Source organism: Gallintestinimicrobium propionicum, assembly GCF_025567525.1.
In the GTDB taxonomy this organism is placed as follows: domain Bacteria; phylum Bacillota; class Clostridia; order Lachnospirales; family Lachnospiraceae; genus Gallintestinimicrobium; species Gallintestinimicrobium propionicum.
The window spans coordinates 298,468-324,186 of sequence record NZ_JAOQJY010000001.1; the positions used below are offsets into that span (position 1 = coordinate 298,468).

Annotated in this window: 19 protein-coding genes and 1 riboswitch; of the genes, 6 read left to right on the forward strand and 13 right to left on the reverse strand. The window is 46.2% G+C overall.

Annotated features, from left to right (window positions below; translation table 11 throughout):
* Positions 1-89 precede the first annotated feature (89 nt).
* The 4 genes from OCV62_RS01400 (at position 90) to OCV62_RS01415 (ending at position 4,837) form a co-directional block, all read left to right on the forward strand.
* Positions 90-347, forward strand: a complete 258-nt coding sequence (locus OCV62_RS01400; protein WP_021915849.1) for a helix-turn-helix domain-containing protein — start codon at positions 90-92, stop codon at positions 345-347.
* Entirely contained in the window at positions 344-580 is a 237-nt protein-coding gene (locus tag OCV62_RS01405) for a helix-turn-helix domain-containing protein (protein WP_021915850.1), read from the forward strand. Before OCV62_RS01400 ends, OCV62_RS01405 begins: the two co-directional genes overlap by 4 nt.
* 433 nt (positions 581-1,013) lie before the next feature.
* On the forward strand, positions 1,014-2,660 hold the full coding sequence (locus tag OCV62_RS01410; RefSeq protein ID WP_262584775.1) for a SulP family inorganic anion transporter: 1,647 nt from the start codon (positions 1,014-1,016) through the stop codon (positions 2,658-2,660).
* A gap of 242 nt (positions 2,661-2,902) precedes the next feature.
* Positions 2,903-3,001: riboswitch (glycine riboswitch) on the forward strand.
* A 348-nt stretch (positions 3,002-3,349) separates the two neighbouring features.
* The gene (locus OCV62_RS01415) at positions 3,350-4,837 is read left to right on the forward strand and encodes an alanine/glycine:cation symporter family protein (protein WP_262584777.1); all 1,488 of its coding nucleotides are present in this window, start codon (positions 3,350-3,352) and stop codon (positions 4,835-4,837) included.
* Positions 4,838-5,225: 388 nt separating this feature from the next.
* Here OCV62_RS01415 and OCV62_RS01420 read toward each other — a convergent pair whose 3' ends face one another.
* The 8 genes from OCV62_RS01420 to OCV62_RS01455 form a co-directional block, all read right to left on the reverse strand.
* Positions 5,226-6,887, reverse strand: a complete 1,662-nt coding sequence (locus OCV62_RS01420; protein WP_021914328.1) for a diphosphate--fructose-6-phosphate 1-phosphotransferase — start codon at positions 6,885-6,887, stop codon at positions 5,226-5,228.
* Between the two features lie 126 nt (positions 6,888-7,013).
* A complete protein-coding gene (gene metA, locus OCV62_RS01425) occupies positions 7,014-7,928 on the reverse strand; it encodes a homoserine O-acetyltransferase MetA (RefSeq protein ID WP_021914329.1) in 915 nt (304 codons plus the stop codon).
* 60 nt (positions 7,929-7,988) lie between these two features.
* A complete protein-coding gene (gene ligA / locus OCV62_RS01430; RefSeq protein ID WP_262584875.1) occupies positions 7,989-9,947 on the reverse strand; it encodes an NAD-dependent DNA ligase LigA in 1,959 nt (652 codons plus the stop codon).
* Entirely contained in the window at positions 9,940-11,013 is a 1,074-nt protein-coding gene (locus OCV62_RS01435; RefSeq protein WP_317258827.1) for a pseudouridine synthase, read from the reverse strand. Before OCV62_RS01435 ends, ligA begins: the two co-directional genes overlap by 8 nt.
* Positions 11,014-11,271: 258 nt before the next feature.
* Complete coding sequence (locus tag OCV62_RS01440) at positions 11,272-12,453, reverse strand: acetyl-CoA C-acetyltransferase (RefSeq protein WP_021914332.1); 1,182 nt, start codon at positions 12,451-12,453, stop codon at positions 11,272-11,274.
* Positions 12,454-12,597: 144 nt separating this feature from the next.
* A complete protein-coding gene (locus tag OCV62_RS01445; RefSeq protein WP_262584778.1) occupies positions 12,598-13,611 on the reverse strand; it encodes a nucleoid-associated protein in 1,014 nt (337 codons plus the stop codon).
* Positions 13,612-13,779: 168 nt separating this feature from the next.
* The gene (locus tag OCV62_RS01450) at positions 13,780-14,340 is read right to left on the reverse strand and encodes a biotin transporter BioY (protein ID WP_118495588.1); all 561 of its coding nucleotides are present in this window, start codon (positions 14,338-14,340) and stop codon (positions 13,780-13,782) included.
* 128 nt (positions 14,341-14,468) lie between these two features.
* Positions 14,469-15,332, reverse strand: coding sequence for a helix-turn-helix domain-containing protein (locus tag OCV62_RS01455; RefSeq protein WP_262584779.1), 864 nt, complete (start codon positions 15,330-15,332; stop codon positions 14,469-14,471).
* A 196-nt stretch (positions 15,333-15,528) separates the two neighbouring features.
* Here OCV62_RS01455 and OCV62_RS01460 point away from each other — a divergent pair, with 196 nt between their 5' ends.
* Together OCV62_RS01460 and OCV62_RS01465 are read left to right on the forward strand one after the other, a co-directional pair.
* Positions 15,529-16,497, forward strand: a complete 969-nt coding sequence (locus tag OCV62_RS01460; RefSeq protein WP_262584781.1) for an alpha-L-fucosidase — start codon at positions 15,529-15,531, stop codon at positions 16,495-16,497.
* Positions 16,498-16,621: 124 nt separating this feature from the next.
* Entirely contained in the window at positions 16,622-18,121 is a 1,500-nt protein-coding gene (locus tag OCV62_RS01465; protein ID WP_021914337.1) for a carboxypeptidase M32, read from the forward strand.
* Between the two features lie 188 nt (positions 18,122-18,309).
* Here the strand turns inward: OCV62_RS01465 and OCV62_RS01470 are convergent, their stop codons facing one another.
* The 5 genes from OCV62_RS01470 to OCV62_RS01490 all read right to left on the reverse strand — a co-directional run bounded on the left by OCV62_RS01470 (position 18,310) and on the right by OCV62_RS01490 (position 25,707).
* Positions 18,310-19,347, reverse strand: a complete 1,038-nt coding sequence (locus OCV62_RS01470) for a threonine aldolase family protein (protein WP_262584782.1) — start codon at positions 19,345-19,347, stop codon at positions 18,310-18,312.
* 49 nt (positions 19,348-19,396) lie between these two features.
* Positions 19,397-19,597: a hypothetical protein gene (locus OCV62_RS01475; RefSeq protein ID WP_021914339.1), complete on the reverse strand. Its 201-nt coding sequence runs from the start codon at positions 19,595-19,597 to the stop codon at positions 19,397-19,399.
* A 131-nt stretch (positions 19,598-19,728) separates the two neighbouring features.
* Positions 19,729-21,918, reverse strand: coding sequence for an ATP-binding response regulator (locus OCV62_RS01480; RefSeq protein WP_262584783.1), 2,190 nt, complete (start codon positions 21,916-21,918; stop codon positions 19,729-19,731).
* Between the two features lie 100 nt (positions 21,919-22,018).
* The gene (locus OCV62_RS01485; protein ID WP_262584784.1) at positions 22,019-23,860 is read right to left on the reverse strand and encodes an ABC transporter substrate-binding protein; all 1,842 of its coding nucleotides are present in this window, start codon (positions 23,858-23,860) and stop codon (positions 22,019-22,021) included.
* A gap of 401 nt (positions 23,861-24,261) precedes the next feature.
* On the reverse strand, positions 24,262-25,707 hold the full coding sequence (locus tag OCV62_RS01490) for an MFS transporter (protein ID WP_262584785.1): 1,446 nt from the start codon (positions 25,705-25,707) through the stop codon (positions 24,262-24,264).
* Between the last annotated feature and the right edge of the window lie 12 nt (positions 25,708-25,719).

Sequence of the window (25,719 nt, forward strand, 5' to 3'; positions counted from 1 at the left end):
ATGTTTTCGTTCCAATATTCTGTCGGAAAATTTGTAAACTAAAAATTGGAACGGTTTTATTCCAGTATTTCAGACGGGAGCCGCAATCTATGTCTACCAAACTATCTCAGGATGTCTCGATCGGGGAGAATCTGCGCATTTTGCGAAAACGTGCCGGATATTCACAGGAACGGGCTGCAGCACAGCTGGAACTGATGGGAATCTCCATGAGCCGTGAAATTATTTCGCAGATGGAATCCGGACATCATAATATTCGCATCAGTGTATTACTTGCCTTCAAACAGGTCTATGAGGTGGACTCGTTTGATGACTTTTTCGTGCAACAGGAAAAAGGCGGTGACCGATGAAATTAAAGCAGGAGCCAATTGGAATCGGTCAGAATCTCAGAAAACTCCGGCAGGACGCCGGTTACAGCCAGTCACAGGTGGCGGCGCTTCTGTGTGAGCGGGGTGTGTACATGACAACTGACATTTATAAAAAGATCGAGCAGAACAAATACAACATCCGCATCAGCGAGCTGAATGCGTTGAAAGAGCTGTATCAGGTTGGGTATGGGGAACTGTTTCAAACGGATTCCTGAAAATTTGGAAGCTGTGTATTTGGTTTTCAGGATGTTTTTAGAAAATGTTTGTCTTAACGTCAAAAAAATGCCGCTCAGTCCGTAAATTCGAGGACTGAGCGGCAATTCCTATCGTATAGGAAACTTCGTTTTTATACGATAAAAACGCTCCGCGAGGATCGCACTGCGGCGGAATGGTAGAATGTCGCTTACGCGACCCGCCGCAGGCGGAGAATCCTGTAGAGCAGGATTCTTTTTCATCGCTCTTCCTCTCAGGCGTAGATTTTGCTTTTATCGATTTTTCTTGCAATTTCTTCCAATTTGTCTTATGATAAAAAACGTGCGTTTTTATAAAAATTTAATGATTCATATTCTTTTTTTATCATTCGAATATATCTTCTAAAATCGTACAGTCTACCGTCTCTTATTTTACTCAAAGGAAGGAACTTTCCACATGGAAAAATTAAAACCGAAGCTGTTTTCTGTCATGAAAACCTACACCCGTGAGCAGTTTGTCAAAGATGTGGTTGCCGGCATTATCGTTGCAATCATCGCTCTTCCGTTGTCCATCGCCCTCGCCCTTGCCTCCGGCGTCACACCGGAAAAAGGTATCTACACTGCGATCACAGCAGGCTTTGTCATCTCTTTTCTGGGCGGAAGCCGCGTCCAGATCGCAGGTCCGACTGCAGCATTTGCAACGATCGTCGCCGGAATTGTTGCAAAAAACGGCATGGACGGACTGATTATCGCTACTCTGCTGGCAGGCGTGATTCTGATCCTGATGGGTCTGCTGCGCCTCGGCAACCTCATTAAGTTTATTCCATATACGATCACAACCGGCTTTACCTCCGGTATCGCTGTAACGATTTTTATCGGTCAGATCAAGGATTTTCTCGGTCTGAGCATCGTTACCGATGAACCGCTGATTGAAACGATGGATAAATTAAAGGCTGTTTTCGTCTTTATCGGCACGCTGAACATACAAGCGCTGCTTGTTGGCGCTCTCAGCCTCGCCATCCTGATTTTCTGGCCGATGCTTCCCGGCTTTTTAAAACGGATTCCCGCTTCCCTGATCGCCGTAATTGCTGGCAGTGCTACGGTAGCTGGTCTGCACCTGAACGTCAATACGATAGGGGATTTGTATGAAATATCTAATAAGCTGCCGGCGATTTCGCTTCCGGCGTTCTCCCTGACAACCGTTCAGAACGTCCTGCCAGACGCCTTTACGATCGCGATTTTAGCAGCAATCGAGTCCCTGCTCTCCTGTGTTGTTGCGGACAGCATGGTAAACAGCCGTCACCGCTCCAATATGGAACTGATCGCACAGGGTGCCGGAAACATCACCTCCGCGCTCTTCGGCGGCATCCCCGCCACCGGAGCCATCGCCAGAACCGCCGCAAACATCAAAAACGGCGGTCGCACTCCGATCGCCGGAATGGTGCATTCTGTTGTCCTTCTGCTGATCCTGGTTGTCCTGATGCCCTACGCTGCCCTGATTCCTATGCCGGTTATCGCAGCGATCCTGTTTATGGTTGCCTATAATATGTGTGACATCAAAACCTTTGTCAACCTCTGTAAAACCTCTCCGAAGAGCGATATTATCGTTTTGGTCAGCACCTTTGTTCTGACGGTCGTATTCGATCTTGTCGTTGCCATCGAGGTCGGCATCCTGCTCGCTGCGATTCTGTTTATGAAACGTATGAGCGACGTTACAGAAGTAGAAGGCTGGAAATATGTCGATGAGGACGACGATGCGGACAGCCTTGCCCTGCGCGTTGTACCCAGTCACATTACAGTTTATGAAATCAGTGGTCCCCTCTTTTTCGGCGCTGCGGATAAGATTCTGAAAATCACCCTCGACGAAAAGCGCCGCTGTCTCGTCCTTCGTATGAGAAGTGTCAGCGCCATCGACGCGACCGCCATGCATAACCTTGAAAAGCTCTACGAGGACTGTCAGAAAAAAGGCATTCAGCTGATTTTCTCCCATGTCAACGAACAACCCTGGCGTGTCATGGGAAAAAACGGCTTTATCGAAAAAGTCGGTGCCGACAACTTCTGTGCTCATATTGATGACGCCCTAAAGCGCGCCGAGCAGCTGTAGCTTGTGCAAAAGCAGCACATCACTGTTCTGATAAAAATCGCATTTTGAATACATCCGCCGCAGAGTTCTGACCTTTGCGGCGGATTTTTATAAAAATTTAATTTTTCTCTTGAAAAATATCATATTTGCGTATATCATATTGCCCATAGGCAATTTCGAAATGAAGTTTGCAGGAAAAGACATTTTGTCTACCGAAGGAGTAAAACTCTCAGGTGCTGTAGTTTGCAGCGCAACTGTAAATGGATCGACTCTCTGGAGACACCCGGATCAGCCGGGGGCCGAAGGTGCAACATACGAATTTCTCGTATGAATCTCTCAGGTAAAAGGACAGAGAAGATATTACGCAAGTATTCTATATCTTCCTGAGACTGACGCAAAAGGATTTCTTTTTGGTGCAGTCTCTTTTTATTCGCAGTATGGAATAATTCGTAAATCTTATATTCTATCATGCTTTAAACGATATCTGTCTGCGCAGCGGATATTTCGTTTTTCCGGCGAATAAACCAGTCCGGCACACTGCCCTTTCTATTTTCACGAGTGATTCCAAATCCCTTCTTTCATTTCGAAACGCTTTCCTTACGCATAGCATAGCATAGCGTAGCATGGCATCAGAAAGACATCTGCGGCCAAAAATCTGTTGTAACAAAGAATATCTGTTGCAGCAAAGAATAAGAAAGGGATCGAATACCATGTGGACTTCTATCAATCAAGCTCTGAATATAATCGACAACTTTGTCTGGGGTGTACCGTTGATGGTACTGATTATCGCCGGCGGACTGCTTTTGACCATCCGCCTCGGTCTGCTCCAGATTCGTAAGCTTCCCCTTGCACTGAAATGGATGCTTCAAAATGAGGAAGGCGGAAAAGGTGAAATTTCCAGCTTCTCCGCACTCTGTACCGCACTGAGTGCAACGATCGGTACCGGAAATATCGTCGGTGTCGCTACAGCGGTTTGTGCAGGCGGTCCCGGTGCTCTGTTCTGGATGGTTGTAGCAGCGTTTCTCGGCATGGCAACCAAATACTCCGAAGGTCTGCTGGCAGTCAAATACCGTACCGTTGCTGAAGACGGACACAGCCTCGGCGGTCCCTTCTACTATATTGAACTCGGCATGGGCAAAAATTTTAAATGGCTCGCAAAGATTTTCGCCTTCTTCGGCGTCTGTGTCGGTCTCTTCGGCATTGGTACCTTCAGCCAGGTCAATGGTATTTCCAGTGCAGTACATGGTTTCTTTGATCCAAACGATGCCTTTACTGTAAAAATTCTGCCGTTCCTTGGCGAATATTCCTGGTCCGTTGTCATTGCTTCCCTGATTCTCTCCTTCTGCGTCGCAGCTGTTTTGATCGGCGGCGTCAAGAGAATTGCAAGCGTCAGCCAGATCATCGTTCCCTTCATGGCAGTCATCTATTTTGTATTCGCAGTGATCCTGATCTGCTGCAACATCACCAAAGTGCCTGCAGCGTTTGCAACCATCGTAACCGCAGCGTTTTCTCCAAAAGCGATTACCGGCGGTGCAGTCGGCAGCATGCTCATCGCAATGCAGAAGGGTGTTGCCCGCGGCATTTTCTCCAATGAAGCCGGTCTGGGAAGCGCGCCCATCGCTGCGGCTGCTGCCCAGACGAACTCTCCTGTCCGTCAGGGTCTTGTCAGCATGACTGGTACCTTTATCGATACGATCATCATCTGTACCCTAACCGGTCTTTCCATTGTTCTGACCGGTGCATGGCAGGTAGAAGGTCTGGAAGGTGTTCAGGTTACAACCTATGCATTCCAGCATGGTCTTCCGTTTCCTGCACAGTTTTCTTCCTTTATTCTGATGCTCTGCCTTGTATTCTTCGCCTTTACGACAATCCTTGGCTGGGATTACTACAGTGAACGCTGCCTGGAATATTTAAGCGGCGGCAATATGAAGCACGTTAAGATCTTTCGGTGGATCTACATTCTGGCTGTCTTTATCGGACCTTACATGACGGTGAGCGCTGTCTGGACCATCGCTGATATCTTCAACGGTCTGATGGCTATCCCGAACATGATCGCGTTGTTCGCATTGAGCGGTGTCATTGTAAAAGAAACCAGAGCATTCTTCCAGCACGCAAAGGAAGAAGCACGCGCAGAGCACCGTTCTTTCGAAGAAGTGTGTGAGGAGAATTTAAACGAAGAAGAAGCGCCCGCGAACTAAAACTATTATCCAAGACCCCCTTCCCGATCTGGTTGGTATGCCCTTTGCGACTGACCTGATCGGGTTTTTTAATGCTCTTTACACATTGGTTCATAAAAGAATGTGCCAAAGCACATTCTCGCGCCGAGGCGCGGTTGCTTCGGCAACCATCTACCCCTGCGCCGAGTGCGCATCCTCGTAGCGCGTTTTTATTTCATAGGACGCATTTTCCTATGAAATAAAAACTGCCGCACCCGGATGATCTCTCATCTGATGTGCGGCAGTTTTTCTATCAGCAGAATGTACGCAAAGCACATTCTGCTGTATACGTCTTGCGGCGCTCTTTATTCATGACAATAGAATGCTCGCAGAGCGTGCATTCTATTGTTGATTTTTGAAGTTGGGAGAATTATTCGCCCTTCTCCAGAGCCAGAGTCTTGGTTGTGATATCACAAACCTCTGCAGGTCCGTAGTACTGGATTGCACCCGGATATACATAGCAGGTGTTCTCAGACCACTCTTCTCTGTGTGCCTCGAAGTATTTGAAGGGCTTGCCATCCAGCTCAACCAGAGCCTTACGGATAACAGGCTTGTCTTCGCCATGTCTTCTCTCCATGTTCATCATCTTGGTGATGGGCATACCGCCTGCAACCCACTCAGCTGCCGGTTTGGACAGGTTGGAAACCTTGGAAAGGTAACCATTGTAACCATACTGGATCAGCATGAATGCATTGTAACCTAAGGAGTAGCAGTAATCGGAATCGAAGTTGGAAGGGAATGCACATCTTCCTTCGTAACCGAAGAAATGATGCAGTGCATTGAACTTACCGTTGTATGTGCCTGCAGCCTTTCTCTCAGCCAGCTTGTCAGCTACCAGAGCGGAGAACAGCTTCTCGGACTCGATCAGGGAAACCTGTACGTTGCCGTGAGGATCTCTCTCCAGGAACAGCTGCTGCTGAATGCCTTCCGGCAGGATTGCGAATACAGCCATGGATTCTTTAGACAGACCGTTTTCGATGAACGCATATTTTTCTTTCCAGGTAGGAAGTGCATTGAACGCATCTGCCTTGCTGCCTGCTAACAGCTCGTTGATCTCAGCAATCAGTGCGGAGAACTCGGGAACGAATTCTACAACGCCTTCAGGGATGATTGCAACACCGAAGTTCATGCCCTTTGCTGCTCTCTTTGCTACAGAATCAGCGATGTAGTCAGCGATCTGGGACAGGGACATCTTCTTTGCTGCAACTTCTTCGGAAATCAGGCAGATGTTCGGCTGGGTTTCCAGTGCGCACTCCAGAGCAACATGGGAAGCGCTGCGGCCCATAACCTTAATGAAGTGCCAATATTTCTTAGCAGAGTTTGCATCTCTTTCGATGTTACCGATTACTTCGCTGTAGGTCTTTGCAGCGGTATCGAAACCAAAAGAGCACTCGATATCTTCATTCTTTAAGTCGCCGTCGATGGTCTTCGGGCAGCCGATTACCTGTACGCCGGTGTTGTTTGCAGCGAAGTACTCAGCCAGTACAGCTGCGTTGGTGTTGGAATCGTCGCCACCGATGATAACGATTGCGGTGATGCCGTGCTTCTTGCAGACTTCAGCAGCGATTGCGAACTGTTCCTGAGTCTCCAGTTTGGTTCTGCCGGAACCGATGATATCGAAACCGCCGGTATTTCTGTATGCATTGATATACTCGTCATCAAAAACAAGATAATCGTCTTCGATCAGACCGCTCGGACCGTTCTTGAAGCCGTACAGTACGTTCTCCGGGTTGGTTGCCTTTAATGCATCGTATAAACCGCAGATAACGTTGTGTCCGCCAGGAGCCTGTCCGCCGGAAAGGATAACGCCTACAACCTGCTTCTTCGCAACGGAAGTGTTCGCACCTTTCTGGAAAGTGATCTCCTTTTTACCGTAGGTATTGGGGAACAGCGCTTTGATCTTCTCCTGATCTGCAACGCTCTGAGTCTCTTCGCCTTCCTTAACGCAGATATCTGCAATGCCGTGTCTCAGCATGCCGGGAAGCTTCGGAGCATACTCATATCTGGCTTTCTGTAAAGCTGAAATTTCCATAATCCTTCTCCTTCTTGTATTTCTACAACATTTTTTCATTCATAGTTGATTATAAGCTATTTTTTTCAAAAAGTAAACAACTAATCCCTTTTTCGCAAAGGGATGCCCATTTCCGTCCGTATTTTCTCAAATCTCCCGAATATCATACGGAGTGGTCTGATATACATAGTAGTTTAGCCAGTTTGTATACAATCCGTTGCAGTGTGCACGCCAGGAAAGGAGCGGTTTCTTCTCCGGATTGTCCTCCGGATAATAGTTTTCCGGCACATGGATCGGAAGTCCCTTGTCGCGGTCGCGCTTATACTCTCCATCCAGCGTGTAGCGATCGTATTCCGGATGTCCCATGACGAAAATCTGGCGTCCGCCCTCAGTCATACATAAAAGAACTCCCGCTTTGTCCGATTCTGCCATAACGGTCAGCTCTTTGCAGGCATGGATCAGCGCTGCAGGTGTTTCGGTATGTCTGCTGTGGGGGATACAGAAAACATCGTCAAATCCGCGCACCAGCGGCTCTTTGCGGTTTAACACACGGTGTTCAAATACCCCGAAAAGCTTTTCCGGCAACAGGCGTTTGTCGAGTCCGAAGTGGTAATACAGACCTGCCTGAGCGCCCCAGCAGATGTGGAACGTGGAATGGACGTGGGTCTTTGACCACTCCATAATTTCGCAGAGTTCTTTCCAGTAATCCACCTCTTCGAAGGGGATCTGTTCCACCGGTGCGCCCGTGATAATCAGGCCATCGTATTTGTTGGATTTCAAATCATCAAACGTATCGTAAAATTTATTCAGATGTGTTGCAGAGGTATTCAGAGACAGATGGCTGTTCATTTTCATAAAGGTCACGTCCACCTGCAGCGGCGTATTGGACAGCGACCGAAGAAGCTGCAGCTCCGTATCCTGTTTGACCGGCATCAGATTCAGAATACAGATCTGCAATGGGCGGATATTCTGGTGCATCGCACGATATTCGTCCATCACGAAAATATTTTCATTATCCAGAATCTCTCTGGCAGGCAGATCACTCTGTATTTTAATCGGCATTTTCTCTCTCACTTTCCTGCCGCTGTGCGGCGCTTCTTTTGAATAAATTCGTCCGGACGGTTATTTTTCCAGATACTGCTTCATAAACTCTTCTTCTGTCAGTACAGCTATGCCCAGCTCCCGCGCTTTTTTATTTTTGGCGGAATTGGAGGTACTGTCATTGTTGATCAGACAGACGGTTTTGCCCGTCACGCTTCCGGTTACCTTTCCGCCGAGGGCTTCGATCTTTTCCTTTAAGGCACTGCGATTTTCAAAGTGGTTCAGGCTGCCCGTAATAACAAAGGACTGCCCGGAAAGCGGCAGGGCTTCTTCTGAAAAGGTTTCCTGCTCCAGCTCCACTTCCTTTAATAAAAGCTCCAGCGCAGTTTTATTTTTTTCCTGGGCAAAAAAATCCACAAACGCACCTGCGATGACTGGTCCTACGCCATCCATCGCCGCCAGCTCTTCTGTAGGTGCAGCGAGCATTTTGTCCAGATCATTTTTATATTCCCGACAAATCATCCGTGCATTGGCAATTCCGATATTCGGGATTCCAAGGCTGTAAATCAGGCGTGCAAGATTTGTATGTCTCGCTTTTTCAACGCTCGCTTCGAGATTCTGATACGATTTTTCGCCGAAGCCGTCCATCTGCATAATCGCATCCCGGTGTCTGTCCAGATGGAACAGATCTGCATAGGTATGCAAAAAGCCCTCCGCCAGAAATTTTTCCAGCGTCGCTTCGGAAAGTCCGTCGATATTCATCGCGTCCCGGCTGACAAACAGCGTAAAAGATTTGATCTTTTTGGCATCGCAGTCCGGGTTCGGGCAGACTAACGTCTCCGTATCGTTTTCTTTTACGATTCGGGTCTCTCCCTGACAGACCGGACAGGTGCAGGGAATTTCCAGCGTACCGCTTTTGGTCAGATTTTCCGCGATCTGCGGGATAATCATGTTTGCCTTATAGACTGTAATCCGGTCGCCGATGCCGAGCTTTAATTCTTTTACAATGCTGACATTGTGAACGCTGGCGCGACTTACGGTTGTCCCCTCCAGCTCCACAGGGTCAAAAATCGCAACCGGGTTAATCAGTCCGGTACGACTCGCGCTCCACTCCACCTCGCGCAGCGTCGTCTCTGCCTGCTCGTCCGCCCATTTAAATGCAATGGCATTGCGCGGAAACTTTGCCGTTCTTCCAAGCGACTCTCCGTAAGCGATATCGTCCAAAAGCAGTACCAGCCCGTCGGACGGAACCGGATAATCTGTGATTTTTTCTTCAAACCAGGCAACTGCCTCCTGCATTGTGTCCGCAGTTACCGCTTTATATTCTACCGTTTCAAAGCCCTGCTTCTGTAAGAATAAAAACTGCTCTTCCCTTGAGTTTTTAAAATCCACACCCTCTGCACGCACCAGTGCAAATGCAAAAAAATGCACCTTTCGCTGCGCAGTGATCTGGCTGTTTAGCTGGCGCACGGAACCGGAGCAGAGGTTTCTCGGATTTTTGTACCGAGCGTCCACGTCTTCGATTTCGCCGTTGATCTTTTCAAAATCCGCATAGGTAATGACCGCTTCTCCCCGCAGGATCAGCTCTCCCTGATAAGGAATCTGCAACGGCACGTTGACAAAGGTTTTAGCGTTCGGTGTGATGACCTCGCCAATTTCGCCATTTCCCCTCGTGACCGCCTTAAACAGTTTTCCGTCCCGGTACGTCAACACAATGGTCAAACCGTCCAGCTTCCAGGAAAGCAAACCTTTCTGATCTCCCAGCCAGTCTGCCAGCTCTTCCCGGCTTTTCGTTTTTCCAAGGGAAAGCATCGGGCTTTCGTGACGCTCTTTGGGAAGTTCGTCTACTGCTTCATAACCAACCGATTGGGTCGGACTCGCTGCCAGCACAACTCCGGTCTTTTCTTCCAGGGCAACCAGCTCGTCGTAGAGCCTGTCATATTCTAAATTACTCATGATTTCCCGGTCTTCGGCATAGTAGGCTTTTGCAGCCTCATTCAACTTCGAGACCAGTTCTTTCATTCTGTCTGTATCATTCATATCGTTTTTTCTGTGCTCCTGTCTGTCCGGATCCGGAACCATTCCGATAGGTACCATTCGTGCGGCTGTCGGTGGCACTCCGGTAGGTACCATTTGTGCGGCTGTCGGTGGCACTCCGGTAGGTACCGCGCTGCTCTGCTTTGCGAGCACCGTCTGTACCTTGCCTGCGGTCAGCCGTTTTTGCGTAGCCGCCTGCATTCCGGTGAGCCGGATTCTGACCGCTGCGCTGCATTCCTGCATTCGCTATGCGTCCGTTCACTCTTGGCTCTGCAGCGCCGGTCTGGGCTTCTTTTTTCGCAGCAGGCTGCCGTTCCTTTTCCCATGCAGGATGCGCCGGACGGCTGGCATTTTTCCCGACTTCATAGTACAGCTCTTTTAACTCTGCACCGGTGACTGCACGAATATCGCCCGGGTTTAATTTACCCAGCAGAATGTTTGCCACACGCACACGTTTGATGCTTAGAACGCCATAGCCGAGGGTCTTGCACATCCGGCGGATCTGGCGGTTTAAGCCCTGCGTCAGGATAATACGGAAGACAAATTTTCCTTCTTCCTTTACAAAGCAGGGACGGGTACGCTCATTTAAATCCTTTAACAGCATACCGTCCGACATTTTTTTGAGGAAATCCCGGCTAATGGGCTTATTGACGCGGACGAGGTACTCCTTTTCGTGAAAGTTTGCCGCACGCATCAGACCATTGATTAAGTCACCATCGTTTGTCAGCAGTAAAAGGCCTTCCGAATCTCTGTCCAGGCGTCCTGCATAGGTTACACGTACCGGATATTCGACGACATCACGGATCGTGATCTGGGCGTGCTTGTCCTTTTCTGTACAGGTCACTCCAACCGGCTTGTAATAAGCCAGCACCACTTTTTTCTCCCGATGTCCGACCGGTTTGTCCTCAACTGTAATTTTGTCCAGATCGTTGACCCGCATACCCGGATCTGCAATCTTGCCATTCACAGACACTTTTCCCCCTTCGATCAGGACATCCGCTTCTCTTCTCGAACAGATGCCAGCCTGGGAAAGATATTTATTTAAACGGACCTTTTCAGTATTTGCCATAAATTAACTTCTCCATTCCGATAAAAATCGCAGTATACAAATATTTTAGCACACTTTCAGATTCCGTGCCAGAAGAACATGCAGGGATTTTCAGGCGCATGGTTTCCCTCTGCTACAGCAAAATCCAGTCCGGAAGTTTTTTTCTAACCCACGGCAAAAACGGTCCTGCCAACTCTATAGAGCTCAGCAGAACCGTTTTTGAAATTATGTTATGAAATTCTATCCAAAACATCTGGAAGGTTATCGAAGTTTTTTGTCTTACTCGCGCTCTACGATCGCTGCACAACCCATGCCGCCGCCAACACAAAGAGTAGCAAGACCTTTCTTTGCATCTCTCTTTTCCATCTCATGAAGTAAGGTTACCAGAATACGGCAGCCGGATGCTCCTACCGGATGACCAAGGGCGATTGCTCCGCCGTTGACGTTTAAGATATCGTTGTTGAAGCCAAGGTCATGCGCAACTGCTACAGACTGTGCTGCGAATGCTTCGTTTGCCTCAATCAGGTCGAAGTCACCGATTTCGTAGCCGGCTTTCTTCATTACCTTGCGGGTTGCTGCAACCGGTCCGATACCCATGATGCGGGGTTCTACGCCTGCCAGCTCGCCTGCTACCCAGGTAGCCATCGGCTTTACGCCCAGCTCCTTTGCCTTTTCTTCGCTCATAACGATCAGCGCTGCCGCTGCATCGTTGATACCGGAAGAATTGCCGGCGGTTACGACACCACCCTCTTTGAATGCAGGACGCAGTTTGCTGATGCTCTCTGCCGTTACATTCGGTCTGGGTCCCTCATCAGTATCAAATACAACGGTCTGTTTTTTCTGTTTTACTTCCATCGGAACGATCTCGTCCTTGAACTTGCCCTCTGCAATCGCTTTCTGTGCCTTCTGCTGGCTCCATGCTGCAAACTCATCCAGCTGCTCTCTGGTCAGTCCCCAGTCTTCTGCAATATTTTCAGCAGTAATACCCATATGATAGCCGCCGAATGCATCCGTCAGGGCATCGCGGATCAGCGCATCATCCATCTTTCCAGCGCCCATTCTGTAACCGAATCTTGCATTGTACAGAAGATAAGGAGCCATGGACATATTTTCCATACCGCCAGCTACGATGATATCCGCATCACCGGAGGCAATCAGCTTGGCAGCCAGGTTTACACAGTGCATGCCGGAGCCGCACAGTACGTTGATCGTAGTTGCAGGAACCTCTACCGGAATCCCTGCGTTGACTGCTGCCTGTCTTGCAGGGTTCTGACCAAGACCTGCCTGAATGACACAGCCCATATATACTTCATCTACCTGCTCCGGTTTGATTCCGGTTCTTTTCAGGGCTTCTTTGATTACAACAGTGCCCAGATCCGGTGCGGGAGTTTTGGAAAGAGTTCCTCCCATTACGCCGATTGCTGTTCTGCATGCGCCTGCCAGCACTACTTTTCTTGCCATAACAATGATTCCTCCATTTTCCCTTTTTTCTTTATCATACTACTTTTGAAACGCTTTTCAAGCCCACTGCACGCTTTGTTGTGGTCTTTTTTAGAAACAAAAGCGTAAAAGCTTTCACGTCGGAAGGTACTTATCAGGGCATTTTTATCTGGTGCTCAAATGCCCGATATTTTTGATCAGCACGGAAATCGTCCCGTCGGGATTTGTGATAAATTCTACCTTCTCGGGGTCCTTATATTCTTCCATCGGAATCGTGATTTCGATGCCGGTGTCCGTCGTCAGGTGCTGCTTCTGGAACTTTTTGATCGTCGCCTCGCTCTTGGGCCTGACAACTTCTTTTTCCATGTTATATTTTTCCAGCTTTTCCTCCAGGTCTGCCTGCATCTGCGGACTGTCCTTAAAAACTTTCTCCTTGACCGCTTCGACCTCCAGGCTCCCCTTTTCCTCCAGCTCATCATAGATCGCCTGCTTGACTTCCATCTTTCGCCGGGTGTCCTCATCTCCATAGTATTTTTTGTTGACCTGTTCCACTGCTTTTGTCACGATATCCAGCTTTGTCTTCTGAGACATCGGTGCATGACATTCCAGAAACAGTTCGGAAAAGTACAGCTTCTTTTCACCATTTACTTCGAATTTTTTCTCTGTCAGCAAAATTTCTCCATTCGACAGATTCACTAAAAATGCCTCAGAAAGCTTCTGTCCGGCAGACGGCAGGATCGCTTTCTGTAAAATGATATCGTTTAAATTTTCTCCGGTTTCGGTAGCCTTCGTTGCATGAGTATAGGAAGTTTTATAATTTAATTTCAAAAATCCGAAATAATTGACGCCCTCCGCAGAAAAAACGACAACCGCAACGTCCGCCGCCGGAATATCGATATTCGAATTCATGATCCCATAGAGCTTTTCACACAATGCCCTGCTCGTCTGGACAAAATTTTCGGCGTTACAGTTCTGGATCAGCCCCATCACCTCAGATTCGTCAGAAAACTGGCAGACCTTCATATCGTCGCTCTCTGTAAATTTTTCAATATGAGCCTTTAAAAAATCGCACAGATTCGAACCCATATCGATCGGACAGTCCGAAAGCACCGGCATTCCAACCACAGAATCCAGGATATGGACAATCCCCATTTTCATAATCATATCGTCTTTTTTCATGCCAGTTTCTCCTCATTTGCTTTTGTATGCGGCAGCTGCGCCATCTATAAACATAGCAGTTCGTTCAAAAATATGCAAGAAAAAGAGACGGACGCTTTTGACGTCCGCCTCCGGGATTCTCGCTTTTGCGACCTGCCGCAGGGAAAAATCTTCCTCTCGGGATTCTTCTTATTCCGCCCGTTTTAACGCTTTTACGATCACAGGTCCGATCAGTGCTGCTAAAATAATCTTTGCAGTATCACCGGGCAGGTAAGGGATAACCCCCACACCAAGACCTCCGATGAAGTCTAAGTTCAGCTGCAGGCAAAGCCAAACGGTACCGAACAGGTAACATACCAGCGTTCCCAGAACCATCGCACCGAACTGTTTCCAGAAGCTTTTGCCGGTCTTCTCAAACAGAATACCGGTCAGCGGGATCATGAACAGGAAGCCGATCAGATATCCTCCAGTCGGTCCTGCAAGCTTTGCAAAGCCACCGGAAAAACCGGAAAATACCGGAAGTCCCACCAGACCCAGAAGCAGATAGATCACATAGCTGATGAATGCATTTCTGGTGCCCAAAATGTAAACGGAAAGGTACAAAATAAAGGTTGTCAGGGAAAGCGGAACAGGGCTGACCGGGATCGGAATGGAAAACGGAGCCGCTATACAGGTCACCGCTGTCATCACACCGATCATCGCCATCTGTCTGATTCCAAGTACTGTCTCTTTTTTTGTTGCTGTCTGCATGATTGTCACCCCTCCTGTCCTATCGGACAGTTTTTCTTTTTTCTTAAAAGATACCCCTTTCATCTGAAAATGTCAACAAAATCTTCGACTTATTTACCATTGCTTTTGTTATATTATACAATATCGTCCTATTTGTAAGTTTTTTTTATCGGACTTTGACAGCTGCGTGCCAAGGTGCCCGGTGATATATCATATTTTTGACGAAATGCCGTCAGAAAATAAGAATAGGAAAAGAATCCGCACGCCGCACATACTTCCTTAGAGGATATGTTTCCCTCCTCCAGCATCCGTTTTGCCAGAGACAGGCGGTAATTGAGCATATATTCGGAAAAGGTTACGCCCATACAGGCATGGAATACGGAAGAAAAATACGATTCCGACAATCCTGCCTTCTGCGCCGCATCCGACAGCCTGATTTTTTCCCGGTAATGCTGCCGTACAAAAACCAGCGACCTGCGCACCGCCTCAGGGATTTCTTCCTCCTTTGCCTGCCGTTTCTTCGGGCTTTTTCGCAGAATCAAAATACAGATTTTTTCGATCAGATCCGCAGACATTTTTTCCCAGAACGCTTCTTTTTCTTCCTGCTCTCTTTTTAATTCCAGCAAAAGCTGTGTCATCTTCTGCATTTCCTTTTCCTGCATCTGAAAGCAAAACGGTTCTACCGCTTCTTCCAGCGCATCCAGCAATACGTTCGATAACACCTCCTGCCGAAAAATCAGGTTATAGTAACGGATATATTCCCCTGTATCCGTCATCTGTCTGTGATAATCCGATGGTCGAATCAGCTGCAGGCTGCCTGCCGCCGCAACGAAGCTGCTTCCGTTGATCAGGAACCGGCTGCTTCCTTCATAGATCAGCGACAGCTCGTAAAAATCATGAAAATGAAGCTGCTGATTGAAGCTGCTCTCCGCTTCCGAATAGCAATTCTGTATGCTGAAAAGCCCGTTCGACAAATATTCCTTTGCCGGAAGAATTCCCTTTCCAAACTGCATCCCTATATTTTCTCCATTTCTTTTTGCTTCAAAAATTTTGTTATTTTATGATTATATCATATATATTTTGTTATTTTAAGTTTTCTATTGTCTTTTTTACCAATTCATCCTACGATAAGTTCAGACAGCGGCAATACAACTTCGCCCGAGAAAAACAAATCCATTTATTTCAAGACACCAGAAAGGAGTTTTACCAATGACACAGTTAGAAGCTCTGCAGAAAAAATTTATCAATCTGCGCTTTGGCACATTTATCCATTTTAACAGCGCAACCTTCCAGTTCCACAACAACCCCGACATCATCGACTGGGAATACGACCATGAAAACGGCGATCTGCCCAGGCAGTTCCCGTTTGATGAAAAAGACTTTAACCCGACCGCTCCCGACTACTGCAAGCAATGGGCAAAAATCGCTAAAAGCGCCGGCTGCCAGTTCGCTGCCCTGACAAGCAAGCACCACGAGGGCTTCGATCTCTGGCCCTCCGACTATACCGATCACTGTGTGAAAAATGCGACAAACAAAACCGATGTCGTTGCCGCTTATCTGGACGCGTTCCGCAGCGAGGGAATTGTTGCCGGTCTGTATTTTTCCGTGCTCGACCTGACTGCTCAAACCGGTCACAGATCCTGCACAACAGCGCAGAAAGAAAAAATCTTCGGTCAGGTGACCGAGCTTCTTACAAACTATGGAGAAATCCCATTCCTGATCGTAGACGGCTGGAATGCTCCCTGGGGCGGTCCCTCCTATGAGATGCTTCCCTTCGAGGAGCTCGACCGCCTTGTGAAATCTCTGCAGCCCGATTGTATGCTGATGAACATCGGCTGTCAGGAAGGATTATCCGGTACCGACGTTGTATTTTATGAAAACGCCGCCGGTCAGGAAGTCGACCATAGCTTCAACGGTCCCGGCATCAGCTGCAACAAACTGACAAAGACATGGTTCTGGAGAGACGAAGACCCGACAACGCCCGTTACAAACGCAGAATGGGCACTTTCCAAAATGAAGGATTATTTCCCCCAGAATGTCAACTTCATGTTAAATCTCTCCCCTTCCACAACCGGTCTGGTGGACGAAAATCTTGCGCAGGAATTTGCCAGGATCGGTAAGACCTTCCAGATGCCTGAACCCCTGGATGAGCTTCCGGCGGGCTGGCTGAAGCGCTGATCTCTATTGACGCAAAAGAACAGGGCATTCCCGCCTTGTTCTTTTGCTATTCTCAGGGTATACTTTAAAAAGAAACGGTCGGCACTTCTGTCCGACCCAAAAAGTATCCTATAAGGAGGACGTTATGTCACAGACACTCGAACAATTTCAGGCCTATCAGACCAGACTCGAACAATACGATCAGGCGATTGCCCTGCTCTACTGGGACCTGCAGACCGCAGCTCCAAAAGACAGCATCGAAGCAAAGCTGTCTGCGGTAGGCTATTTTTCCACGGAATCCTTCCGCCTTTCGACGGCGGACGAATACGGCAGCCTGTTAAAAAAGCTCTCTGCTCCCGAAGAATATGATCAGCTGTCTCCCGCCATGCAGCTTACGATCCGGCGAAACCTGAGAGATTTCGAACGCTTCAAGCGTATTCCGGAAGCCTTCTACACGGAATATGTCACAGAAAAGGCACGTTCCGAAAAAGCCTGGGAGGCAGCCAAGGAGGCTTCTGATTTCTCTGTATTTGCGCCCCATCTGGATAAGGTCATCTCCATGACAAAAGAATATGTCCACTACATGGAGCCAGATCAGGATGTATATGAATTTTTGGTCGGTCTTTTTGAGGACGGTATGGATACGGAAACGATCGACCGCATTTTTGCAGAACTAAAAGAAGGACTTCTTCCGCTGCTTGCCAAAATCGAGGCAGCTCCCAAACCGGATCTGTCTGCCCTGCAGCAGACCTTTGACCCGGATGCTCAGAAAAAGGTCCAGGAGCTGCTGCTTTCTTATATCGGTTTTTCCTTTGACTGCGGCGCGGTTGCCGAGAGTATGCATCCCTTTACGACAACGCTCTGCCCCGGCGATGTCCGCGTAACAAACCACTATTATGCCGACAATCCGATTTCTTCGATATTCTCCGCCATTCACGAGGGCGGTCATGCAATCTTCGAGCAAAATGTCGATAAGGATTTCTGGCATACTGCCGCAGCCCAGATCAATATGATGGGACTTCACGAAAGCCAGTCCCGCTTTTACGAAAATATCCTCGGCAGAAACCCACACTTTTGGACACCAATTTACGAAAAAATGTCCGCGCTGCTTCCAGAATTTAAAACCGTCCCATTTGATACGTTTATAAAAGCGATCAACGACGTACACCCCAGCATGATCCGTACGGAAGCGGATGAAGTGACCTACGGTCTGCATATCATCCTGCGTTACGAAATAGAAAAAGCAATTTTCAGAGACAATGTAAAGACCGATGACCTGCCAGCTCTCTGGAATCAGAAAATGCAGGAGCTGCTTGGCATTACTCCTGCAAACGATGCAGAAGGCATCCTGCAGGATATGCACTGGTCAGACGGCTCCTTTGGATATTTCCCCTCCTACCTGCTGGGCTCCATTTATGACGGCATGTATCTTGAAGCGATCCAAAAGGATCTCGGAGATCTGGATACGGTTCTGGAAAACGGAAGAATCCTCGACATCACCCACTGGCTGAAGGAAAAGATCCATCGTTTTGGCAGCATGTATAACTCCAAAGAGGTTATCGAACGGGTCTGCGGCAAGGAAATCAGCGCACAGCCGCTGCTTCGCTATTTTGAAGAAAAATACAGTAAGGTGTATGAATTCTGACCAACGCCTCGAAGTCGAACTGCTTTATCTGTAACATACAGAGCGTATATTCCATCAAACAGTAACATTCTATTATTGATGCAAAAACCGGAAAATCTTTCCAGATGCCTTACGACAATACCTCGTGTGGCGTCGGAACAGATTTTCCGGTTTTTCTAATCAGGCGATTCCATTTTTATACATTCGATTCACGGCAGCGTTTTTAAAATCCGTCCCAGCTCTTCTACATCTTCCGATTTTGTTGCCCAGCTGGATGCAAACCGCACTGCAGCAGCTCCATTTTCCAGCTCTTCCCAGGTTTCACAGCTGACACGATCCTTCAGTGCTTCCCGCTGTGCTGCATTTAATACGACAAACTGCTGATTCGTCGGGGAATTGATATAAAGCGGACACCCATGCTCCGTCAGAAGCTCCTTGATCCTCATGGCCATATCGATCGCATGCGCAGAAATTTTCAAATACAGATTTTCTGTAAAAAGCGTATCGAATTGAATCCCCAGCAGACGTCCCTTCGCAAGCACCGCCCCCTGCTGCTTCATCAGGGTAAAAAATCCCGGAACCGTATTCTTTTTCGGGAAAACTACGGCTTCTCCAAACAGTGCGCCCACCTTTGTGCCTCCAATATAGAACACGTCGCACAGTTCTGCCAGATCTGCAAGTGTCACGTCTGTTCCCGGTGCGCAAAGTCCATAGCCCAGACGCGCACCGTCCAAAAACAGGGGCAGCTGATATTCCTCACAGACCCTTCGAAGCGCCTTTAACTCTTCTTTTGTATAGAGTGTTCCATATTCGGTCGGATGGGAAATATAAACCATGCCGGGCTGCACCATATGGGTACAGCTGCCGTCCTGATAAAAGCGTTCCAGATAGTGCTTTACCGCTGCAGCCTCAAGCTTCCCGTTTTTGTGTGGGATCGTCAGCACCTTATGGCCGCCGCTTTCAATTGCACCAGCCTCGTGGACACCGATATGTCCGGTATCCGCTGCAATAACCCCCTCGAAGGGCTTTAAAAATCCCCGGATCACGGTCGCATTTGTTTGGGTCCCGCCGACCAGAAAATAAATTTCCGCCTCCGGGCACTGGCATGCTGTGCGGATTTTTGCTTTTGCAGATTCGCAATAGGCATCCTTTCCATAGCCGTAGGTATGCTCCATGTTCGTTTCCATCAGGCGCTGTAAGATTGCAGGATGTGCGCCTTCCATGTAGTCACTATCAAAGTATAGCATTGCTTTCTCCTCCTGATATTTTTGTATCATTTTTTCTTTCCTCACAGTTTCAGCCTTCCCTTTGCTGCTCTAAGAGCTCATAGAGCGCATCGTCTCCTTCGTCGATCCACACATCCTCTTCCTCTTCATTCAAGCCAAGAAATTGTGCGAGTGTTCGGATATCATCGCTGTTATTCCATTCGTCCACATAATCATCGATTTCTTCAAACTCGATCTCTCCTGCCAGATAACGTTCTTTAAAATTTGCCATCCTGATTTCCTTTCTATAGTCGTTAATAAGTTTCTGTTAATTCGTTGATCATTGTTATCAGTAATTTCGCATCCACGGGCTTGGGATTTTCTTATTTTTACCCATCTGCAAACCGCTTTTCCCATTCATCGCTATTCCTTATCAGCCTGCGTTTCGGCCCCCCCACCGGATTTTATACTTCGGATGGTCTTTTCCAATAGCATCATATCAACAGGCTTTGAAATATGGGCATTCATACCGGCTGTCAGAGAATGCCGGATATCCTCCGAAAAGGCATTGGCAGTCATTGCAATGATCGGAATTGTCCCTGCCTGTTTGTGTAGGCTCCTTCGGATTGCCCTTGCAGCATCATAACCGTTCATGACAGGCATCTGCACATCCATCAGGATCATGTCATACGCTCCGGGCACAGACTGTTCAAAGGTCTCCACCACCTTTTGCCCATTTTCACAAATCGTACACTCAGCACCTTTCATTTTTAACAGCTCTGTCAAAATCTCTGCATTCAGTTCATTATCCTCTGCATATAAAAAGTGCATTCCCTCCAGGATCGCTCCATTCGGCGTTTCTTCTTCCTTTGATGACAGGAATGCAGGCCGCTCTTTTGCAATTTTCAGATCTATAAGCACTTCAAAGCAGCTTCCCTGGCCGGGTTTACTTTCTACATAAATCGTGCCTCCCATGGCTTCCACAAGATTTCTGGTGATGGCCATTCCAAGTCCGGTTCCCTGTATCTTATTTGTCACAGAGTTTTCTGCTCGGGTAAAGGCATCAAAGATCGTATCTTTAAAAGCATCTGACATTCCCATTCCATTATCACGGACGAAAAAGCGATACCTTGCATAGACCGTGGAGGCTGTTTCACATTCTTCTGCCACAAAATGAATGGCTCCCCCCTCCTGTGTATACTTTACTGCATTGGACAAGAGGTTGCTAAAAATCTGCATCAGGTGAACCTGATCTCCATTTACCCACTCGTGCCGGATCTTTTCTTTTGTAATTGTAAGGGTCTGATTTTTTTCTTCTACCTGTGAATGGAACATCGCATTCAGATCCTGCAAAAGATCCGAAATAGAAAAATCCGTATACTGAAAAGCTGTTTTTCCTGCTTCGATCTTGCTCATATCCAAAACATTGTTAATGATCCCTAACAGGTGCTGCGCGGATATATCAATTTTATCTACATACTCCAATACCTTGACCTTATCCCCTGCATTATGTCGGATCAAAGCTGTAATACCAACAATTGCATTCATGGGTGTGCGAATGTCATGGGACACATTGGACAGAAAATCTGTTTTCGCCTTATTTGCATTTTCCGCTGTCTGTAAAGCTTCTGTTGCAATATTCTTTGCCTCTTTCAGATTCTGATTCGATGCTTCCAATTCCTTCATCGCCTGTATTTGAAGTTCATTATTTCTTTTTTCATATTTTGCTTTTTGATCTGCGATACTGAGTCTGGAAACACTGTAAAATAATCCGGCAAAGAGTAAAAGGATAAAGCCTACCATAAACATTGTTGTAAATGATACCGCTTTCTGATACTCTGTCAGGGTATTATCGACAACACCTTTTGCCACAATACAGATCAACATGGAATGGTTGCTTTCTATCGGACAGTAGCCCAGATAATAGGGCGATTTTCCACCCAAAAGCTCTACTCCCTGTTCTCTGGCTGCAAGTCTTTTTTGAAGTGTTTCTGCCTCACCTTCTGTGATAGCCTGGCTCTTCCTTAAGTGCTTTAACAGAGAATAATTCCGGAAAAATACATCTTTACTCTGATTCGTATATGTAATGTTTCCCTCGTTATCCAACAGAAACAGATAGGCATTTCCATGATATCCCTTAAGCTTTAGCATAGAATCTAATTTTGCATGATTATATGCCGTTCCAATTGCGGTATACGTTTTTCCATCAATGCGATATGGCTGACATGAAATCGCAACCAAATAAGCACCGTTTTGTATTTCTTCATGATTCCAGGCAACCAGTTTTGCAATATTATGTCCGTTCCTTAAATCCAACAGAAGCTTACTTGGAATATCAATCCGCATTTTCGTTCCGTCTGCAGTGATTGCCTTACCATTTTCCTGAAGAAACAGGAGTGTACTTTCCGATTCCCTTTCCCACGCCTCAAAAAAATTACGGTTTTCTTCTGTTTCCAGGGACAGTTCCTTTTTCTGAAGCAGATAGCCTTCCACCAAATGCAGCTGGCTATAGTATCCATTTGTCTGAAGTTCATAGGTCTGCTGCATTTGTTCCACAACAGCTCCCATACACATTTTTCCGTTTTTCTCGATATAGCTGTTCATCCTGTTCATAAGATGCTTTATAAAGACTATGCTTGAAATAAGGAGAAGCCCTATCAGGAACGGAACGATTACTTTTTTTCTTTTCACTGCTGCCTGTTCCATCTGCACTTTATTTTTTAACCTCTATGTAATCCTCCGGTGCCAACGGCTGCTGTCCTTTTTCCATAAATGCAGTCCACGCACTGGATAACGTCATATCCGGAAGCCGTTTTATCCTACATCCCGGAGTTGTTTTTTCCAGAATAGACCTTGTAGCATCTGTAAGAAGAATGGAATATTCCTTTTCTTTGTCTATTTTTTCCTGATCTACCGCGATATCTTTTAACAAAAATCCGTTTTCTTCCTTTTGGACGGTTATTTTCATCCCGGACAGAATGGGCAATTCGTATTTATTTGTTATAGAAAATTCATCCTCTGTATGATCCAGATAATTCTCTACAAGCTTCCAAACCTGTTCCCCGTTTATTTTTGCAAAATAGAGAGAGGTGTCTGAGCTCTTTGCTGTCATCAGAGCAACACGACTGCTGGTACATTCTCCCCTATAAATAGAAGCGGTGAAATAATAATATGGTGCAATAGCCAGCTGTGCATTGTTTTCAACTCGGACCGTAGTTAAAATAGAGGATGCCGCATCACGGCCATTTTTATCATTCAGTGCTATGGAATACTCCCGGTCAAAATTTACCACTGCCTTTTCTTCTGTATCCTCCGCGTTCATTGCACTGCGGAAAGCATCATATGCCTGGGCTTCATCCAGCTCGCCTGACAACAAACCATGAATAGCTTCCAGACTGGCAGGAAAGGATTTTTGAGCAGAATATCGGATATAAATGGAATTACTTTTCATTTCATCTTCCAGACCGGATATATCCTGCATCATCGTCGGAACATTTGTATTCAATGAGATCACACATCTTCCATCGGCGATCAGCCTTTGTCCCTCTTCTGAGATCATGCAATCCAGCACATCCAATGCAGTCTCCAGCTTTTCCTGATCTTTTTCCAGGTCTTTATTGAATGCAATATTTAAAGACGGAGTCATATACACAAAGGCTTCCTCTGAGGTCTGGGAAAAATAAGGAATGCAGATCAGCTGCGCGTCCATCTGTGTCTGCAGCTGCTGCATAAGTGCCGGATATCCGTGGAACATTGCTGCTTTTCCTTCTACAAAGGTCTGGTATGCAATATCCGCATTAACAAGAATATCGTCTTTCCCCAAATGAGAGTCTTTTAAAAACCTGCTGGTTTCTGAAAAAATACGTTTCCATAATCCATCGTCAAATTTTACTTCCCTCGATGAGGTTTCTGCGCCGCTTCGCCATTCAATTCCATCCAGACTTGTGAATTCTCCAATGGCACCCGCCTGAATCACTTCATGGGCAGACCAGTCTTCTGCAAGATCCAGGGAATAGGGTTTGATTCCATTCTCATAAAATTGCTGGCAGGCCTCTGCATATTCCTGATAATTTGACGGGATTTTTATACCATACTGATCAAACAGTGTCTTATTGGCAATGATCGTCTGCGGCAGACCACAGACAGGCAACCATTGAATTTCATTGTCAGAATTTTTATAATATTGCAATGCATAGGAATAATACCTGGAAACAACATCATAACCGCAAAAATCCATAAGATACGGCTGTAAATCCTGAGCATCTGTTCCGGAGAACCGCCGCACCGTTATCACATCCGGCAGCTCGCCATGTTCTTCCATATAACTATATAAATCGGTATCATTGTTACCAACGATAAACTCTATGTCTTGATCCGGAAGCTGTTCATGAATATAAGGTACCAGATTTTTGATCAAAGAATTTTCCCAAAGATATACGGTAAGCGGCTCTTCTTTGGATACCGCTCCTGAAGGCTCGCCGCATCCAAACAAAACAGCCGCGCCGACAAGCACAGCCATCATAAACGCAGCCAGATCATATTTTCTGTTTTTCATGTGTCTGCTTCCCCATTTTCCCGCTTAAAGCCCGTGCTGATTACAATAGAATGCACGCTCTGCGGGCATTCTATTGTCATGAATAAAAACATGAGTTTTATTATAGCACTTCATATTTTCTCATGTCTATATTTTTGAAAACTTTTCCCTTTTGGACAGGAAAAAGGACGAAATCTATTTTGCCCGAAAACTCCGGAGATTTCGTCCTATCAATTATAAATCCCTGCATATCCCTCTTCATCAAAATAATAAAAACTGCTCGTTTTTTCGATAACGACTTCTTCAACAAATGAACGTTTTCTTTGAACTGCCACACCAAAAACAACGCTACATAATAATATTACAATGGATATACCGACATAATTCTTTTTTTCATTCTATTGCTCCGCTTTATTATTGAATTATTTTTTATTTGTGCTTTTTATTTCCGCTACCAGTTCTTCATACTTACGTTCGTCAATGATATATTTCCGTTTAATCAATATATAAGCAGCTCCTATAGAAATTACCGGAACAGCTACAATTCCAAGACGCAATATAAATCTTTGTCCGGCATCTGCTGTCTGGATAAATTTATCTGCCTGTACAATTACATTTTCCGAAGTAAGTTCTCCTGTACCAGCTTTTATTTCTAATCCGGATATTTTCTGACTGATTGCATAGATATTGCTTATAATCAGTATTAACGCAACAACCGCCTGATCAACCGCACTGGCCAGCTTTGTTGCAAAAGATCTTACTGCTGAGATAATACTGTCATGTCGTTCATGAAACCGGACTTCATCATACTCTATGGTATTATTTAACATGACAATCATCGTCATATTGAATGCTCCCTGCGAAAAGAAGATTAGAAAACCGATGATATTCAGTAAAACAACACTTTTGGGTAAAATGTAGCCTACACTCATAAAAAGCATATACCCAATGACTGTAATGATGGTAGCTGCAGTTATAATCTGATTTCGTGTGAATTTTGAGGAAAGCCACGCAAAAGATGCCTCTGATATCAGCGTTCCTAATCCATACATAATTGTAAACCAAAATACAAGACTGCCACCTACAGAATATCCAAATTCAAAATAAAAGAAATTCATTCCAATCATAATCAGAATAGCATTTCCGATTTGGAATAATAAACATGCAATTCCAATCACTATCAACTGATCATTTCTCAGGAATATATGAAACATATCTTTTAATGACAGTGTTCTCTTCTTTTCCGGTCGTTTTCTCTCTTTTACTCCAAACACTGTAAGTAGCTGGAAACCAATAAAACAAAAAGCAATCACAATCGCAGCCGTCCGATATGCCATAATCGCATTTCCAGCTACCATATCAGGGAGCAGACCTGCAACAGAAAACTGTCCGATACAGATAAAAATCCCCTGTACGGTTACCAGCCAGTTCCGTTCTCCCGGATCTGATGTAAGACTCGGCAGCATTCCCCAATAGGCAATATCATTCATTGTGTAAGTCATTCCCCATAAAAGATATCCCACTCCAAAAAATGCAACAAATCCCCATCCTTCCGGCCTTACTGTAAACAAGCAGATAATTATCAGGCTGTTTAAAATTACTCCTATAAAAATCCAAGGTTTAAATTTTCCGGCTTTCAAATGCGAATTTTCAATAATAATTCCCATCATTGGATCATTAATGGCATCCCACAGCAGACACACTACCATAATTGCTGATATTACTGCATATTGGGCAACTGTCAGTTTCATCGTATATTGAATATATGTAAGAAGAAACATAGAGACAAGTGCATACGCCATATCTCTTCCGGTTGCTCCTATACAATAGCTCCATTTTGTGCGCTTATCCAATTTATTGTTTTCCATATACGACTCCCC

Excerpts from the sequence above, each read along its gene's own strand:
- OCV62_RS01470 (WP_262584782.1), bottom strand. The coding sequence starts at position 19,347 with ATGCTATACTTTGATAGTGACTACATGGAAGGCGCACATCCTGCAATC.
- OCV62_RS01400 (WP_021915849.1), top strand. The coding sequence starts at position 90 with ATGTCTACCAAACTATCTCAGGATGTCTCGATCGGGGAGAATCTGCGC.
- OCV62_RS01410 (WP_262584775.1), top strand. The coding sequence starts at position 1,014 with ATGGAAAAATTAAAACCGAAGCTGTTTTCTGTCATGAAAACCTACACC.
- OCV62_RS01490 (WP_262584785.1), bottom strand. The coding sequence starts at position 25,707 with ATGGAAAACAATAAATTGGATAAGCGCACAAAATGGAGCTATTGTATA.
- OCV62_RS01465 (WP_021914337.1), top strand. The coding sequence starts at position 16,622 with ATGTCACAGACACTCGAACAATTTCAGGCCTATCAGACCAGACTCGAA.
- OCV62_RS01460 (WP_262584781.1), top strand. The coding sequence starts at position 15,529 with ATGACACAGTTAGAAGCTCTGCAGAAAAAATTTATCAATCTGCGCTTT.
- OCV62_RS01455 (WP_262584779.1), bottom strand. The coding sequence starts at position 15,332 with ATGCAGTTTGGAAAGGGAATTCTTCCGGCAAAGGAATATTTGTCGAAC.
- ligA (WP_262584875.1), bottom strand. The coding sequence starts at position 9,947 with ATGAATGATACAGACAGAATGAAAGAACTGGTCTCGAAGTTGAATGAG.
- OCV62_RS01475 (WP_021914339.1), bottom strand. The coding sequence starts at position 19,597 with ATGGCAAATTTTAAAGAACGTTATCTGGCAGGAGAGATCGAGTTTGAA.
- OCV62_RS01480 (WP_262584783.1), bottom strand. The coding sequence starts at position 21,918 with ATGAACAGGATGAACAGCTATATCGAGAAAAACGGAAAAATGTGTATG.
- OCV62_RS01445 (WP_262584778.1), bottom strand. The coding sequence starts at position 13,611 with ATGAAAAAAGACGATATGATTATGAAAATGGGGATTGTCCATATCCTG.
- OCV62_RS01450 (WP_118495588.1), bottom strand. The coding sequence starts at position 14,340 with ATGCAGACAGCAACAAAAAAAGAGACAGTACTTGGAATCAGACAGATG.
- metA (WP_021914329.1), bottom strand. The coding sequence starts at position 7,928 with ATGCCGATTAAAATACAGAGTGATCTGCCTGCCAGAGAGATTCTGGAT.
- OCV62_RS01485 (WP_262584784.1), bottom strand. The coding sequence starts at position 23,860 with ATGAAAAACAGAAAATATGATCTGGCTGCGTTTATGATGGCTGTGCTT.
- OCV62_RS01415 (WP_262584777.1), top strand. The coding sequence starts at position 3,350 with ATGTGGACTTCTATCAATCAAGCTCTGAATATAATCGACAACTTTGTC.
- OCV62_RS01405 (WP_021915850.1), top strand. The coding sequence starts at position 344 with ATGAAATTAAAGCAGGAGCCAATTGGAATCGGTCAGAATCTCAGAAAA.
- OCV62_RS01440 (WP_021914332.1), bottom strand. The coding sequence starts at position 12,453 with ATGGCAAGAAAAGTAGTGCTGGCAGGCGCATGCAGAACAGCAATCGGC.
- OCV62_RS01435 (WP_317258827.1), bottom strand. The coding sequence starts at position 11,013 with ATGGCAAATACTGAAAAGGTCCGTTTAAATAAATATCTTTCCCAGGCT.
- OCV62_RS01420 (WP_021914328.1), bottom strand. The coding sequence starts at position 6,887 with ATGGAAATTTCAGCTTTACAGAAAGCCAGATATGAGTATGCTCCGAAG.